General features: G+C 38.0%; 11 protein-coding genes. 5 read left to right on the top strand and 6 right to left on the bottom strand.

Annotated features, from left to right (window positions below; all coding sequences use genetic code 11):
- Window positions 1-180: 180 nt before the first annotated feature.
- From ADHAQ_RS25435 to ADHAQ_RS0111685, 5 genes are all read right to left on the bottom strand, one after another.
- A complete protein-coding gene (locus ADHAQ_RS25435) occupies window positions 181-1,467 on the bottom strand; it encodes a M16 family metallopeptidase (RefSeq protein WP_051359870.1) in 1,287 nt (428 codons plus the stop codon).
- Between the two features lie 4 nt (window positions 1,468-1,471).
- On the bottom strand, window positions 1,472-2,638 hold the full coding sequence (gene porV, locus ADHAQ_RS25430; RefSeq protein ID WP_034256770.1) for a type IX secretion system outer membrane channel protein PorV: 1,167 nt from the start codon (window positions 2,636-2,638) through the stop codon (window positions 1,472-1,474).
- 39 nt (window positions 2,639-2,677) lie between these two features.
- The gene (gene porU / locus ADHAQ_RS25425; RefSeq protein WP_051359869.1) at window positions 2,678-6,142 is read right to left on the bottom strand and encodes a type IX secretion system sortase PorU; all 3,465 of its coding nucleotides are present in this window, start codon (window positions 6,140-6,142) and stop codon (window positions 2,678-2,680) included.
- A gap of 379 nt (window positions 6,143-6,521) precedes the next feature.
- Window positions 6,522-7,268: a CDP-alcohol phosphatidyltransferase family protein gene (locus ADHAQ_RS0111690; protein ID WP_157433403.1), complete on the bottom strand. Its 747-nt coding sequence runs from the start codon at window positions 7,266-7,268 to the stop codon at window positions 6,522-6,524.
- A 20-nt stretch (window positions 7,269-7,288) separates the two neighbouring features.
- Window positions 7,289-7,927, bottom strand: coding sequence for an MBL fold metallo-hydrolase (locus ADHAQ_RS0111685; protein ID WP_026463091.1), 639 nt, complete (start codon window positions 7,925-7,927; stop codon window positions 7,289-7,291).
- An 83-nt stretch (window positions 7,928-8,010) separates the two neighbouring features.
- Here ADHAQ_RS0111685 and ADHAQ_RS0111680 point away from each other — a divergent pair, with 83 nt between their 5' ends.
- The 5 genes from ADHAQ_RS0111680 (at window position 8,011) to ADHAQ_RS25420 (ending at window position 15,449) form a co-directional block, all read left to right on the top strand.
- On the top strand, window positions 8,011-9,087 hold the full coding sequence (locus ADHAQ_RS0111680; RefSeq protein WP_026463090.1) for an NAD(P)/FAD-dependent oxidoreductase: 1,077 nt from the start codon (window positions 8,011-8,013) through the stop codon (window positions 9,085-9,087).
- Window positions 9,084-12,338 carry a PD40 domain-containing protein gene (locus ADHAQ_RS0111675; RefSeq protein ID WP_051359868.1) on the top strand — a complete coding sequence of 1,085 codons (3,255 nt, stop codon included), beginning with the start codon at window positions 9,084-9,086 and terminating at the stop codon, window positions 12,336-12,338. The genes ADHAQ_RS0111680 and ADHAQ_RS0111675 overlap by 4 nt, the downstream gene beginning before the upstream one ends.
- A 392-nt stretch (window positions 12,339-12,730) precedes the next feature.
- A complete protein-coding gene (locus ADHAQ_RS0111670) occupies window positions 12,731-13,627 on the top strand; it encodes a YicC/YloC family endoribonuclease (protein ID WP_026463088.1) in 897 nt (298 codons plus the stop codon).
- A gap of 70 nt (window positions 13,628-13,697) precedes the next feature.
- The gene (locus tag ADHAQ_RS0111665; protein WP_026463087.1) at window positions 13,698-14,621 is read left to right on the top strand and encodes an AraC family transcriptional regulator; all 924 of its coding nucleotides are present in this window, start codon (window positions 13,698-13,700) and stop codon (window positions 14,619-14,621) included.
- Between the two features lie 78 nt (window positions 14,622-14,699).
- Complete coding sequence (locus tag ADHAQ_RS25420; protein WP_051359867.1) at window positions 14,700-15,449, top strand: hypothetical protein; 750 nt, start codon at window positions 14,700-14,702, stop codon at window positions 15,447-15,449.
- On the opposite strand, the gene ADHAQ_RS0111655 is transcribed toward ADHAQ_RS25420, so the two are convergent.
- The gene (locus ADHAQ_RS0111655) at window positions 15,432-15,782 is read right to left on the bottom strand and encodes a VanZ family protein (protein ID WP_051359866.1); all 351 of its coding nucleotides are present in this window, start codon (window positions 15,780-15,782) and stop codon (window positions 15,432-15,434) included. The genes ADHAQ_RS25420 and ADHAQ_RS0111655 overlap by 18 nt on opposite strands.
- Window positions 15,783-15,834 lie beyond the last annotated feature (52 nt).

Here is a 15,834-nt window from a genome sequence, read left to right as displayed (position 1 = left end):
ATTCGTAATCAGGGGATTTTTTTTTGCCTAACCTTAAATATTACTACCCCTAACTGCTCTACTCAAATATTTAGTACTAGTTAAAATTCACTTTAATATAGTTAAGTAAAAAGTAAAAGAGAAAAACCTTATCATCGATAAGGTTTTTCTCTTTTACTTTTTACCAATATTGGATTCAATTTATGCTACTACTTGTTTGCCTACAGAAGTAATAAATAAAGAATTATTAGATAAATATTTATTAGCTATAATAAGTAAATCTTCAGGTTTTGTTTGTGATACTTCAGATAACAACAATGGGTAAAAGTTTTGAGGTAGGTTATGATAAACTATAGATTTATATTTATCTACCTGATCAAATATATTAGTTGTTTCATTTAAAAATTTTCCAACTATAAAATTTTTAACCTGATTTAGTTCTTCTTCCTCCAATTTTTCATTCTTCAGGATTTCTATTTCTTTAAATACTTCTTTTATTGTTTCTTTTGAATTTAAATAATTTACATCGGTAGCAATATAAAACAAAGTATCTTTTTCTTTAGTAGAAAGTGCGGAATGAATACCGTAAGTAAACCCTTTATCCTCTCTTATATTTTTCATTAATCTTGATCCAAAATATCCTCCTAAAATTTTATTTAGGAGATTTAGTTTTGGATAATCCGGATTCGAAATCAACGGGAAAGAACCGCCTATTCTTATGGAAGATTGTAGTTTTTCTGGCAAATTTATATAGCTTTCTTTTTCAATAGAAAAATTAGGCGATATTATTTCTTTGGTATTATAGGTTGGACCTGTAGGTAGAGTTCCTAGCGTTTTGGTTAAAGTATTTAATGTGTCTTCTGTAATATTTCCTGACACGAAAATTTCGGCCGTTTGTATATTGTAAAATGTCGAATAAAAATTTTGGATTTCATTCCTTGTTACAGCGGCTATTTCTTCTTCCTCTAGGCTTGTACTATAAGGGTGATTATTGCCATAAATATTTTGTGTGAAAAGGGCTGTCGCTAAGTAACCTGTTTTTTGTTTTTCAACTTGGATATTTTGTGCTAATCTCTTTTGTAATTGTTTATAATCCTCCTCCGGAAAAGAAACCTCTGCTAATATTTCATGGATTAAAGCCAGCAGTTTAAGGAAATGTTTTGAAAGGCAATATAAGGTTAAAGCGCTGCGGTCATACCCTTGGTTACATTCTAGGGAAGCCCCATAAAATGCAATGTAATCAGCAATTTGTTTTGAGGTTTTATCTTTTGTACCCTCTAATAATAATTTTGCTGTTAAATAAGATAACCCTTTTTTGGGCTCAAACCATTTACCTGCTTTAAAAACAATTTCTAATTTTATTATTGGTTGCTGAAAGTTTCTAAAACAATGAATCCTTGCTCCATTTTGTAATAAAATTACTTCAGGGGTAGGTAAATCAAAAACATTTAAATCTTCTACTGGTGGAGCAATACTGCGGTTTACCATTTAATTAATTTGATGCGGTTGTATTCGTGTTTTCTTTATCGAACTTAAATATTAAGGTGAATCTTAAAGTTTGGGCTAAGGGATTAGCACGGCCATTAGGTGCTAAATAAGCCATATCTATACCGAATTTTTGGTATCGTACTCCAAAACCTAAACTTAAGTAATGGCGGTCTCCTTTATTCGGTGCCTCATAAAAATAACCTGCTCTAGCGGCAAAGGTGTCATTATACCAATATTCCAAACCTGTAGATAAAGTTACTTCTTGTAGTTCTTCTCTAAATCCGCCTCTTGCATCCGTAAATGAACCAAATATGGCTCCTGGTACACTTTGCATGGAATCGGCTCCGGGAGATGGTACTAACAATTTATTTCCATCTACAGCTAAAGTAATTTTGTTGAACGGATCCAGGTTCATGGTAAAAGCTGTCCCTAATCTTAAATTAGTTGGTAGAAAATCTTTTCTTAAAGCATTTGTATAAGCTATTTTGGCCCCAACATTAGATATATTGCTACCTAAAGATAAGTTATACTCCCGGCCCCCTAAAACTAAATCTTTAGTATAATACACTCCTACATCTACAGCGGCAGAATTTCCGGGTCTTGAATCACTTATTCCTGCTGATAAGTTAGAATGGATAAAACGAGCGGCTACTCCTAAACTTAAATTTTCGGAAAGTTTCTGACCATAGCCAAAATCAATAGCATATTCTTTTGGATTAAATTGCCCTTCATCCCCTCCACTTTCGTTGGTGAATTGTATATCTCCTAAATCAAAATAAAGGAGCGATGCTGAAAAGGCAGCCCGGTTGTTTACTCTTTTATATCCAGATAGGTAACTTATTGACATATCGCTAATCCCAATATTGCGTAACCAAGGGGAATACGATAAACCTACAGCAAAATCATTTTGGACAAACCCTAATTTGGCTGGGTTCCAATGAGATGTATTGGCGTCAGGAGAGATGGCTACTCCTGCGTCTCCCATGCCGGCAGAACGTGCATCTGGTGCAATGGTTAATACCGGAACAGCGGTGGTTATAGGTCTTCCGTTATCACGGCCAATTGGGTCATTAACCGGATTATTAGTGCCTCCCTGAGAAAATCCTGGTAAGATGGCACAAGTTTGGAAGAACAAAGTTAGGAGTAATATTCCTGGTAAATGGTATTTCATAGTTTTATAGATTTCCGATTAAATATATTACTGATAATATTAATAAAGAATTAATTTATTAGTTCTTTCTGTCTGGCTTCCATCTTTCATAGAACGTACAAATATTTTATAAATATATATACCTCTACTTAAAGGATTGCCTCTTTCATCTTTCCCATTCCAGGTGAAGGTGCCGGGATAAGTTGAAGTAGTTTGTGTTTTTAGGGTGTTAACTAATTTACCTGTTACGGTAAAAATTTGAATTTGTATATGTAAATCTTCACCGGCGCGGTTATGGCTAAACTGGAAGGTAGTTTGGTTAAAAAACGGGTTCGGATAATTTGAAATTTTTCCTAAAGCTAGCTTATCAGTATCGCTTACTGTAAACTTAATAACTGCCTCAGAGGAATTATTATATGTATCCCATGCTTTTACTGTTAGAGTATGAGGCCCCGGTGATAAATTATTAATAACGTAACTAACCTGACCTTCTTTATAGCTATTTTCTTTTGTTTTATAATAATTATTTAATGTAATAGGATTAGTAGTTTGATCATCGAGGATGGCAGTTATATCATGACCAATACCAAGTCCAGTAGTATTGATACCGCTTTCATCAAAAAGATTTACCAGTAAGGTGGCTTCTTTACCAGTTAAGTCTCCGGTAACAAAGTTAGTATTGTTTAGGAATAGCTTTATAATGGGAGGAGTGATATCTTCAACTATAGTTTTTGCCGTGCCTCCTACTAGAATATTACCTGTTCCAGTAGCATCTTTATTGCCATCTGTTGCATATAAGCTTATTTTGCCGGTCCCGAAGTTATAGGCAATATCTTTTGGCACCACAAATGATATTTGAAATTCCCCATTCTTAACCGACGCCTGGCCATCATAAATAATAGTTTCCCTAACTTTTATTTCCCGAACATTACTTTGGTTACTGTAGCTTTCATCGCCTAAAGTTTTGGCTATAGCTTCTTTCTCAAAAATGGTAGCGTGTAAAATCCCATCAAAATCATTTTTTACTGTATTAGCCTGATCTAGGACAGCCCCCTTCAAGGTAATATTAGCTAAAGCTTTTAACGTATCGGGCTGTGTTTCTGAAACGGATAAGTTGTTAATAGTTTTGATGACGGCCTGAAGCTTAGAAGTAGCTAATTGTTGAGTAGGATCTCCCAGTAGGGTAAAGTTTCGATTATTTATCTGGGAAATACTGCTGTTTTTGGTATTTAGCATTAAACTACCTAAACGCGGTGCCTCGCCATTTACAGGAGTAAAAGCATATTGGTAAAAATTGCGGCTCAGAAGGCGGTTACTGCTGGCAAAAACCGGCCGGGTAGTGGTAAGCATACCTATAGCACCGCCTTCTTTATTAAGGAGTGCAAGTTCAGCCCCGGAGTTTCTTTTGGGATCATCGAACCTGCCAAATTCGCAGGTAGCAGTAAGAAAGAAGGTTAGTTTATCTAAATTTTTCCAGTTAGTTATCTGGGAAGTGGTAATTATTTGTTCGTGGGCTAAACTGGTCTCATTGCCATGACCAGTATAATTTAATATTAAAGAACCCTGATCTATAGCTTTTTCAATTTCAGCAACAGTAGCTTTAGAACGCTGACCATTGGGTACGGCTTCTTGCGGAAACATATCCAGGTATATTTTCTTTATATTATAAGCTGGCTGCGATTGCTGTAACATATTAGCTACCTCTTCGGCATCCCGAAGGTGTTCGGTACCATCACCATCATCGGCAACTAAAGTAATTTGGTTACGCCATCTCCCAAAGCTTTGAGGGCTATCGTAATGTATAATTTTATTAACCAATACTTCCGCTTCACTTACTGTTTTAGCCGGTAAACGCCCAATTCCTATATCTACAGTTTCAGAAAAAGAGAAATTATCCTCACTCCAAACGCCTTCCTGGTCTTCCAGTAAACCATAATAATCATCAGAAGAATAGGTGCTTAAGGGGTTAAGCGATTCCCTGGATTCATAAACCGGAACAAAGTTGGAGTTATTGGGCGTACGTACTTTACTAGTATTATTCCCTGATTTATAATCATAGGAAGCGTCTCCAAACAACAGCAAGTAAAGAGTTTTTCCGGAAGAAGTATTGCGGCGATTGTAAAGCATTCTCATAAAATCCCGGATGGCGGTTACATCCTGAGCTCCGGAAGAAAACTCATTATAAATGGCCTGTGTCGTAACTACCTCCACCTGCAACTGATCGCGGGTTCGCCTGTGGTTCGCGAGTTTATCGGCTTGAGCTTTAAATAACGGATGCGTAATAATGACAAAATCTAAATCTCCATTCAGGTTTAAACCATGCAAACTCTGATTGGCAACTTTACCTGCAGTAAATGGAGCTGGAAAGTTATTACCCGTAAAAACCACAAACTCCCGTAAAGAATCTGACTTAGTATTAAAGGTACCGGTGTCGTTATTTACCTGAAATGGTAAGGCTCTTGCTGCATGTAAATTAGTTACATCCCATACCTGGGCATTTTCGGTTACATTATTTATTTTAAAAGTTGAAATATTATTGGCTCCCCGGTTAGCCAAGGACCGAAAAGCCAAGAAATTACCCGTAAGTTTTAAAGCTCTTTCAGCGTTAACTTCTAAATAATTTAGATATCCAGTTGCTTCAGAAATACCATTGTTATTATAAGTAAGTGAGAGTTTGATGCTATTACTAGTAGTTAAGGCATTGAAGTTTACCGGATACGTCTTAATATTATTTTCTCCTTCTGCGTGGTAATAATGGCTTCCGCGTCCGGTAAAGCTTTGGGTTCCTAAGGGAGTATTATTAGCACTAAGGGTAAAGCTGCTGCTGTTCGGTGAATTGGCCATTACTGCAGAAGTGACCAGGATAGTACTATTAGGCACTACATCGGGTAAGGGAAAAGTTAAATCCCGGGTTCGGGTATTGCTGTTAAAAATTTCGCCGTACCATTCTCTACCGGATTGTAGCATATTTACATGATCCTGCTCGTGGTATACATGATCGATGAATGTCTCAATTAATGGACCCGAGCCTGGTATAGATGTTTGGCTAACTCTTTTTCCAGGAGAATGGCCAATGGTAAGGAAATAATAAGCCGTATCGGAATAAATATTATAGTCGTGCGTAAACTGTTTAGTTCCTTCATGATATTGCCATTGATGCGGACCCGGAGCATAAAAAAGAATATAGTCGGTACCATCAAATTTATTATCTGCTTCTCCGGCTATATAAATTGCATTTTGATGTAAATCATCTGGCCGGCTAAGTTTATTTGCTTGTGGTAGCATTGCACCGCCGTTTCCATAAATTCCTATGTTTTTAGGATTGATAACATCTGGTTGTATACCTAATTTTTGCAGGAAAGCGTGATCAATTTTATACATTCCGGGCCCAGTAACGCCCAGTTTATACCAATTGCCAGTGCTAAGAACAGAAGAAGCAGTATTTTTAGGAGTTGGTTGAGCAATGCCGGTAAAGGAAATGAAGAAAAAGAATAGTATAATGTGGCCGGTAAATCTATTGCTCATGGTAAAGCCATTATACTAAATAACCTTGCCTTTGATTAGGGGCAGGATTATCTAAAAGTCTGGTTATCGGATCTTAAATATAACTATAAACCTTCTGAAATATTGTAAAAATAAAACAATATTGGCTCCTGAACAATGGCATAAAATTACCTGATAAATTAACTGCTAACTTCAGGAGAAATACAATACTTATGCCGGTGCCGTTTAGAAGTATCCAGCCTGCAGATTTGACTGATCTATTACCTGGTTAAACCATTTTAACTTATTCCGGTTTTTAAATCTCTAAAGGTCTGTTTATTTAGCAAATTTAATAAAGCCAAGTTTTGCCTAGTACTATATCAACCATAAATTAAAGTATCAGGTATGGAAGTATTACCTTTTATTTAGGTTTGGTAACCAGGGATAAGAGTACGTAAAGAACAATTAAAACTGGTATTGCCGCAAATTTAAGGACAAACAGCAAGGGTATGGCAATTAGGAGAAAAATGAAACGAACAGAATTATCTTTCCAGGTCAGGTTCCGGAATTTTAAAGCAAATAAGGGAATTTCAGCAATCAGCAGGTAACTTAACAGCAGCGATAAGCCCAATAATACATAATAATTCAGGATATAATCTGCTAAATGAAAAGTATCCGAAGCTAAAACTAGTGGTAAAGAACAAATAAATAAGGTGTTGGCTGGGGTGGGTAAACCTATAAAATAAGTAGTCTGCCGTGCATCAATATTAAATTTAGCTAAGCGGAGTGCCGAAAAAATAATAATAATAAAGGCCGTAAAAGGTAAAAGTTCGGTTTGGTATAAACTTGTTTCCGGATCTGACAACAATGCTTTCTGCATCAGCTTAAACATAATAGCTCCCGGCAATACACCAAAAGAAACCATATCAGCCAAAGAATCCAGTTGTTTCCCAATTTCAGAATAGGCATGTAATAAACGGGCCACCATGCCATCCAGAAAATCAAAAATAGCAGCTAGAAAAACCAGGTAAGCGGCAAATTCTAAATTTATTAAACCTGAGGTAGAACTGGTATCTTGTTTAAAGTTGCCCTGAAAAACTATATAAAGCGCAACACAACCAGTAAATAAATTAAGGCAGGTAATAAAATTAGGTATTGATCTTTTCATAAAAGGTGCCAGGGTATAAGCTAAGCCCGCAGAAATGGGTTAAATTGTTTTTCTTCGCCAATGGTAGTTTTAGGGCCATGACCTGGATAAACCGTTACTTCGCTAGGTAAAGTAAATAATTTATTTTGGATACTTTGAATTAAGGTATCAAAATTACCGCCAGGTAAATCGGTACGGCCAATGCTGCGCTGAAATAGAACATCACCACCCAAACAAACTTTAGACTCTTCCTGGTAAAAAACTACGTGGCCGGGCGCATGTCCTGGCGTAAATAAAACTTGTAAACTGGTGTTGCCGAAGCTAATGTTTTTGCCTTCCTGTAAAAAGCCAGACGGCTCTGCCGGATTATAGTTAGGAAAACCGTAGGAAGGTGCATAAACCGGTACAGCCCGTAATGTCTGTAAATCGGCTTCATGAATCAAGAAAGGTACCTGATAGGTATCTACTACAAACTTATTTCCAAAAACATGATCAATGTGGCAATGGGTGTTTAGCAGCAGCTTTACCTGTAAGTTATTATCTGCTATAAACTCTTTTAAAACAGTTTGTTCGCTTACCGAATAACATCCCGGATCAATAATGACGCATTGGTTGGTTTCGTCGTGCAGAACATACGTATTTTCAGAGAAAGCATTAAAAGTAAAACCAGTTACAGTCATGTTTTATTTTGTTCTTGTATAAATCAGGGCAAATATCCGGTTCTACGTATAACTTTCAAAAATACTTATATTAAATTGCCAGGATGTTGTATGATTTTCTACTAATAGGCCATGGACTGGCCGGTAGTATTTTAGCCGAAACCTTATCAGAAGCTGGATATAAGATATTGGTAATAGATACGCCAAAACCTAATTCGGCGTCTAATGTGGCGGCCGGTTTAATGAATCCGCTAGCCGGGAAGCGGTTTGCCAAATCCTGGTTGGCTGATACATTGGTTCCTTTTGCTACTTCGTTTTATCAAGATCTGGAAGCTCGTTTTAACCAGCAGCTATTTTATCCCAAGCCTATCCTGAAGTTGTTTTCTTCGGTAGAAGAGCAAAATAACTGGATGGGAAAAAGTGCCGGGACCACGTACGGCGATTTCATCAAAGAGGTATATACCTCTTTACCAGCTTCTGACGTAATATCGCAAGAAAAGGGAGGCATACTGATAGACAAAGGCGGGTATGTGCTGGTACCTGTCTTGCTGGAAATTTTGCGGGTTCATCGGTTACATAAACAGGAGCTCATTACAGAAAGCTTTGAATTTATTGATTTACAATTACAAGATAACTATATTAAATACCAGGATATAGAGGCAAAAGAAATTATATTTTGTGAAGGGTATAAAGGAGCCGAAAATCCTTTTTTTAAATGGCTGCCTTTTTCTTTAAATAAAGGGGAAGTTTTAGATGTAAAAGCATTAGATTTTCCAGATGAATATATCTATAATAAAGCAGTTTACGTTGTAGGAGCAGGAGCAGAACGGGTACGTATTGGAGCCACTTACAACTGGCGCCAGGCAGACGAAGAACCTACTGAAACGGGCCGGGAAGAGCTATTACATAAAGCGCAGGATTTGATAAAAAAGCCACTTACAGTAGTTGCCCATAAAGCTGGTATCCGGCCGGCTGTGCGTGATAGACGCCCTTTGATTGGTTCTCATCCAGAGCAGAATAACGTAAAGATATTCAACGGAATGGGCTCTAAAGGCGTAATGATGGCACCCTACCTGGCATCCCATTTTGCTAAGGTGCTGGAAGCCAAGGAGGATTTATTACCGGAAGTAAATATTTCAAGATATTTTTCGTTACTAAAAGAGCATAAAAAGTTACAATGATAAATTTTTACAAGCGCCTGCAGGCATTCCATTTTTGGGTAGTCCTTCTGTTGGTTCTTTTAGGAACTAATGCAGTAAAGGCCCAAATAAATACGGAGCCTTTTGGAAGGAACCGTATTCAATATAAAAGATTTAACTGGCAGTTTCTTAGTACCCAAAACTTTAATGTGTACTACTATGATAGAGGTAAGGAGGCTGCTCAGCGTACCGCTGAACACGCCGAAAAAGAGCTGAAGCGGATTACCAGTTTAATTGGTTACTTCCCTTATTCTAAAACCACTATTATTCTGTATAGTTCAGTTGCAGATTTGCGCCAAAGTAATATAGGCCTGAACGAAGATCAGTACCGTACCGGAGGCGAATCTTTATTCCTGAAAAACAAACTGGAAATAGCTTTTGAAGGTACCCAGACGGAGTTTAAAAAAGCGCTAAGCTTAAATATCACAAAACTGCTGCTGAACGATATGATGTATGGTGGTAGTTTAAAAGAAGTATTGCAAAGTAGTTACATGCTACGGCTACCCGAATGGTTTTTAAGCGGAGCGGCGGCTTATATAGCTGAAGGCTGGAACGTAGATATGGATAACCATATGCGGGATATGGTGATTAAGAATAAATCGAAGCGTACCAATACCTGGTTTTCCCCTAACCAACCATTAGCCGGACAATCTGTTTGGAATTATATTTCAGAAAGATATGGTTATACGTCTATTCAGAATATCTTAAACTTAACCCGCATTACCCGGGACATTGAAGTAGGAATAGCGAGTAGTTTAAATATTCCTTATAAGAAGTTTATGCGTGATTGGCAGCAACACTATATCACCATGAACACCTTCTCTGACCCAACGCTAGTATCTTTAGATAAAAACAACCAGCTATTTCGTAAAAATTCGAAGAATGTTATTTTAACCCAACCGGCCTATAGTCCGGATGGGAAGCGGGTGGCTTATGTGGCTAATGATCGGGGACGCTACGAAATTAAAGTGGTGAATGTGGGCCGGAAAAAAATACATACCATCCGAAAAGGCGGATACCGCACCCCAGATCAGAAAATTGATTATAAAGCTCCTTTGCTAGCCTGGAAATCTAATCAGCAATTAAATATCATTGAGGTAAAACGGGCGCAGCCTACTTTGGCGGTGCATTATTTTAACCGGAAGAACAATGCTTTTTTTGCCAACCTAAAGTTTGCCATTTTTGGGAATGGTACCAGAGGCATTTTATCGCAGTTTAGCCAGGTACAGAACCTGGATTACTCAGATGATGGCCGGATGATGGTAATGAGTGCTGTTAAAAACGGACAGAGCGACTTGTTTCTCTTTAGGGGAAACACCCGCAACCCAGAGCAACTAACCAAAGACTTGTATGACGACAAAAATGTCGCTTTCCTGAAAGGCCGCAATGCCATTGTATTTAGCTCTAACCGCTGGTTAGATTCTATGGGTACCAATGTGCCAAAAATTGACCGGATTGTTGATAATTTTGATTTGCATGTTATGGACTTAAGCCGGAATGGAGCCTATCCAAAACAGTTAACCAGCTCTATTTCCAATGAATTTGCCCCGGTGCCGGAAGATGAAGAAAACATACTTTATTTAAGTGAGGAAAGTGGTATAAGAAGCATATACCGTTATAATTTAGTTAACGGCAATCATACCCGGGTTACTTCTTTTCTACAAAATGTTAAAGCTTTTGATTACAGCGGAGCTACCAAAAACTTAACTTTAATTGCCGCCGACCGCGGTAAAGAGTTTGTATATAATTTACCTAATTTTAATACAAGCGCAAGTTTTAATGACTTTAAAACTGTAAGGCAAAAAACATTAGAAGAACGATCTAATCGACCAGTAGCAGCCCGCCAGAACGTGGCAAAAAAAGCTCCGGAACCTACTCCGGCACCGGAAGAGAGTAAACCAACATCCGATTCGGCAAGGGCAGGCAACAAAACTATTGATCCGAAAAACTACGAATTTGAGGCAGATCAGCAAAAACAACCTGCTAGAGAACGGCCGGTTGTAGCTAACCCGGCACCGGCTCCGGTAGCCGAAGAAATGCACATAGATGGGCCAATTAAATATGATTTGCGCTTTAGCATTAACAAAGTGATTTCTTCTATTAATCAGGATGCTATAATGGGATTTGGTACTATTTTCCAGGTGGGTATGTCTGATATGTTTGAAGATCACCGGATAAATGGAGGCGCTTTTATTGTAACTGATTTAAAAACCAGCAATTTCTTCGGCGAATATGTAAACCTGAAAAAACGGTATGATGTGCATGTTTCCTTTAGAAAGCAAGCTGTTCATAAAAACTTTACTAACGGGCCGGTACGCTATAGCCGTAATGAATTTACCCCTGCCATAAGCTATCCGTTAACTCATAGTATTAGTGTAAGGTTATTGCCAAGGTTGTTGCATACCCGATACAGCACCAGCAATATACCAGAGCCGGATACCGTAGATGTTTTTGCTAGCGTAGGCGGTGAATTGGTTTATGATAATTCCATCACCACCGGCGTAAACATGTATGAAGGTACCCGCATGAAAGCCGGTATTAGTACCTACAAAGATTTAGAGGGAACCAATAAAAACTTTGGCTTCCTTTACTTAGACCTTCGGCATTACCAGAAGATACACCGGCTAATTGTTTGGGCAAACCGGCTGAGCTACGGACAATCATTTGGTCCGGCTGCCAAACCTTATTTATTAGGTGGGGTAGATAACTGGTTATTCAATAAAGAAGATAGTGATCGCTCTTCAGATAACCCAAGAACCAATATTTTCCGGAATCAGGCACCTGCTGATTTGTTCTACCAGCAATTTGCTACGCCCATGCGTGGGTTTGATTACAATGCCCGTAACGGAACTAAACAAATATTGTGGAATTCAGAAATAAGATTACCAATTGTACAGTACTTATTTAGAAATGATGTGATCGGTTCAGGCTTTTTCCGGAATTTGCAGCTAACAGCGTTTAGCGACATTGGATCAGCCTACCATGGTGCCAATCCATTTAGCCGGAGAAATTCCTTTAACACGCAAACTGTAGGCGGAAGAGCCAGTGAAACTTCTAATAACCCATTTGAAGCAACCGTGGTAAACTATCGTAATCCGTTTTTATTTGGTTATGGAGCCGGGGTGCGTACTACCTTATTAGGATTGTATGGTAAACTAGATGTGGCCTGGGGCGAGGAGAACTTTAGAAGAAAGGGACCTAAATTTTACCTTTCTTTAGGATATGACTTCTAAGAATAACAAATACTAAGCAAAAAAGCACCGTTATATTAAGCGGTGCTTTTTTGCTTTATTTCGGAAAATAGGTTGCTTTTGCTCCAGTCAAGAATTTATTAATTGTCTGCAGTGGAAGTGCCATTTCCTTAATTAAACAGGTAGTAGTGCAAAGAGCGTCTGGCAAACATTTATTAGGTACTTTATTAAATTTATAAGCCGGAGAAAGGAAATAGGTCCTATTTATAGTGCAGCGGTATATAGAAACAACTTTATGTTAGTAAGTTAAACTTTAAAAGCTAAACACTTTTTTCAGGCTATTTTTAATTGTAAAATACAGTTGGTAAAGCTGAAATATATCTGTTTTCAATTAGCAGATATACATTACCTTTACAAAAACAAATTGTTTAGACATGTTACAATCCATGACTGGTTTTGGTACGGCTAATATTGACGCCGACCAATATAGCTTATCCATCGAAATCAGATCGCTAAACTCCAAAGGGATGGATTTAGGAGTAAGAATCCCCCGGTTTTTAGTTGATAGGGAACTGGAAATTCGTAATATTATTACCAAAAGTTTGGTAAGAGGCAAGGTGTCCTTAACCATTGATTATACTAATAAAAATAAAAATCAGCGCCTCCGGAGTGCCATCAACCAGGAACTGTTTCAGGCTTATTATACTGAATTTGAAAAAGCAGCTGATGCGGTGGGAGCGTCTAAAGCTGAATTATTTCGGTTAGCCATACAAATGCCGGAGGTAATGCAGCAGGAGCAAACTACCGAAGAAGAAGTAGTAGATAAGTCGCCTGTGCCCTGGGAAACAGTTTCAGGTTTATTACAGGAAGCTATTTATAACCTTAATCATTTCCGGAACGATGAGGGTAAAGCGCTAACCTCCGAAATAATCTCGTATATCGACCGCATCAGAATATTATTGGCCGAGGTTGATAAATTTGATCCGGTACGTTTAGAATACATTCGGGAGCGTATAAAATCGCACTTGCAGGAAATAAATTCTTCCGAGAGTTTTAATCAGAGCAGATTTGAGCAGGAAATGATTTATTTCATTGAAAAGCTGGATATTGCCGAAGAGAAAGTACGTTTAGTGAACCACTTACATTATTTTACCGAGACTGTATATTTACCCGAGCCTACCGGTAAAAAATTAGGTTTTATTGCGCAGGAAATTGGCCGGGAAATAAATACGATAGGTTCAAAAGCCAATGATGCTACCCTACAACATTTGGTTGTAGAAATGAAAGAAGAACTGGAAAAGATTAAAGAACAACTTAATAATATCTTATAAATTAAAAAAGCTGCTCTTGCCTCAAGGGCAGCTTTTTTTGTACTTTTAGCTAATCTCTCTACCCTTAGCTATGAGCAAAATCATCAGAAACTCTTTTCCAGATTTAGCCTGGTTAAAAGACCAGGTAGCTCATAGGTTCCAAACCAATGAAGGGTGGCCAAATGTAATTTTACACGTAAAATCTTCGGGTTGCTACCGTCCTGATATTAAAGGAGGCTTAACGCTCTTCATGAATAGGAAAGGAACCAGCCTTTGTAAGGTTGAAAACCAAACCCAAAAGATTCCGGAAGATTGTTTTTTCCTTTCTAATCCAGACCAACGGTATACCTTAACTATTGAGCCTACCGCGCCGGCAGAAACTTTTAACATTCATTTCGGGCAGAAATTTATAGCAGAAGTTTACCAAGGACTAGTTTTACCGGATATAGCTCTATTAGATAATCCGGTAGCCGAACAAACCTCTGCTATAAACTTTTATAATAAATTATATCCCAAAGAAGCAATAGTTGAAAGCCTGCTTCACCAGCTATACCAATGCAGTCAGGAGAATGCAGATAATTTACAGGTAGAAGAATTATTGGCTCAAATACTAGGATATCTGCTAAAGGTGCATCAGCAGGTAAATGCACAAATAGCCCAAATGCCCGCAGTAAAATCGGCTACCAAGCAAGAAGCGTTTCGGCGCCTTTCACTTTCTGTCGATTACCTAAATAGCTTTTGTGATAGAGAAGTTTCTCTGGATGAATTAGCCGGTATTGCCTGTTTATCTAAATTCCATTATTTGCGGTTGTTTCAGAATTGTTTTAAGCAGTCGCCTTACCAATACTTAACGCAACTACGGTTAGAGAAAGCAAAAAGACTTTTAAGAAAACCAGATATGCCTATTGGTGAAGTAGCAGAAAAAGTAGGCTTTGCCAATTTCAGTTCGTTTTGCCGGGCATTTTATAAGAAAGAAAAAATGTCTGCTACTGATTATCGTACTCACCTAAGTTAAAATTAGCAATTTTGGTAAAATGCTAGTAAGTGCCTGAAGTTACCTTTGAGCTAACTATCACTTTTAAAATCACAGATCATGGAAATTAATTTGTATGAAATAGCTTCAGGCATATTTATTTTAACGGTAGCAAGTGTTTTACTTTTATTATTAACAGGAGTAGCTCAGGGATTAAAAGGCGAAGGAAATCAGAAGGAGTTGGCGGGTAAAATTTTTATAGGGCTAATAGGTTGGTTGATATTACTGGGTGTGCTGGCAGTTAATGGCTTCTTCCAAAATTTTACTGTTCTCCCGCCCCGGTTCTTAATTTCTAACTTACCGCCTTTAGCATTGGCTATTGGCTTACTTTTTTCCGGAAGGTTTAGCCGGTTCCTTACCAAAATTTCGACGGCTAGAATAATAGGCTTACAAACGTTTAGAGGACCGGTAGAAATTGTGTTATGGCTCCTATTCCTGAATAATACAGTGCCCATACAAATGTCGTTCGAAGGCAGAAACTTTGATGTTTTAGTTGGCCTTACAGCTCCTTTTGTTGCTTATTATGTAGGAAAAAAGAAAGCAGGTTACCAGCAGGTGGGAGTTGTCTGGAATATCCTGGGGCTAGGGTTGGTCCTTAATATTGTCGGCATTGCCATTTTATCAGCACCATCACCTTTTAGGGTTTTTATGAATGAACCAGCTAATACTTTTATTGCCACATTGCCATTTATTTGGCTACCCGGCTTTTTAGTACCAGTAGCTATTGCTTTGCATCTGTTTTCGCTAAAGCAATTGTTACAAAACAAAAGCATCCAACATAGGAGCCAAATGTTACAGCCAACTACCTAATAAACGAAAACGACGAATCGGGAAAAAAAGACTGATACCGGCAATGGTACCAAGGGAATTACTAATTACATCCATGATATCGCCTTGCCTGCCCAGGCCCATAGTACTTTGGAGCAGTTCAATCATGGCTCCAAAAAGTACTGAAACGACAAAAGTTAGCCAAACACTATGTTGATTTAAAAAGGCGAAGTCCTTCTGCTTAGTAAAACCACGAAGCATTAAAATAGCAAGCAGAAAAAAAACTGCGGCGTGCGAAGCAGTATAAAAAGAGATAAGCTGCCACTCCGGGGTAGTTGGTAGCTTATCTGTGGGCAACAGTGTTAAAAATAACATGACTGTTGCCCACAAAAAAGTTGGAAGGTTATATTTTAAAAACATGCAAAGC

It is taken from the genome of Adhaeribacter aquaticus DSM 16391 (assembly GCF_000473365.1).
Taxonomy (GTDB): Bacteria; Bacteroidota; Bacteroidia; order Cytophagales; family Hymenobacteraceae; genus Adhaeribacter; species Adhaeribacter aquaticus.
Note: the sequence above shows the minus strand (reverse complement) of the source record. Positions and strands in the feature narration are given on the sequence as shown.

What these genes read in the sequence shown, in the direction of transcription:
- ADHAQ_RS25435 (WP_051359870.1), bottom strand. Translation starts at nt 1,467, where the DNA reads ATGGTAAACCGCAGTATTGCTCCACCAGTAGAAGATTTAAATGTTTTT.
- porV (WP_034256770.1), bottom strand. Translation starts at nt 2,638, where the DNA reads ATGAAATACCATTTACCAGGAATATTACTCCTAACTTTGTTCTTCCAA.
- porU (WP_051359869.1), bottom strand. Translation starts at nt 6,142, where the DNA reads ATGAGCAATAGATTTACCGGCCACATTATACTATTCTTTTTCTTCATT.
- ADHAQ_RS0111690 (WP_157433403.1), bottom strand. Translation starts at nt 7,268, where the DNA reads ATGAAAAGATCAATACCTAATTTTATTACCTGCCTTAATTTATTTACT.
- ADHAQ_RS0111685 (WP_026463091.1), bottom strand. Translation starts at nt 7,927, where the DNA reads ATGACTGTAACTGGTTTTACTTTTAATGCTTTCTCTGAAAATACGTAT.
- ADHAQ_RS0111680 (WP_026463090.1), top strand. Translation starts at nt 8,011, where the DNA reads ATGTTGTATGATTTTCTACTAATAGGCCATGGACTGGCCGGTAGTATT.
- ADHAQ_RS0111675 (WP_051359868.1), top strand. Translation starts at nt 9,084, where the DNA reads ATGATAAATTTTTACAAGCGCCTGCAGGCATTCCATTTTTGGGTAGTC.
- ADHAQ_RS0111670 (WP_026463088.1), top strand. Translation starts at nt 12,731, where the DNA reads ATGTTACAATCCATGACTGGTTTTGGTACGGCTAATATTGACGCCGAC.
- ADHAQ_RS0111665 (WP_026463087.1), top strand. Translation starts at nt 13,698, where the DNA reads ATGAGCAAAATCATCAGAAACTCTTTTCCAGATTTAGCCTGGTTAAAA.
- ADHAQ_RS25420 (WP_051359867.1), top strand. Translation starts at nt 14,700, where the DNA reads ATGGAAATTAATTTGTATGAAATAGCTTCAGGCATATTTATTTTAACG.
- ADHAQ_RS0111655 (WP_051359866.1), bottom strand. Translation starts at nt 15,782, where the DNA reads ATGTTATTTTTAACACTGTTGCCCACAGATAAGCTACCAACTACCCCG.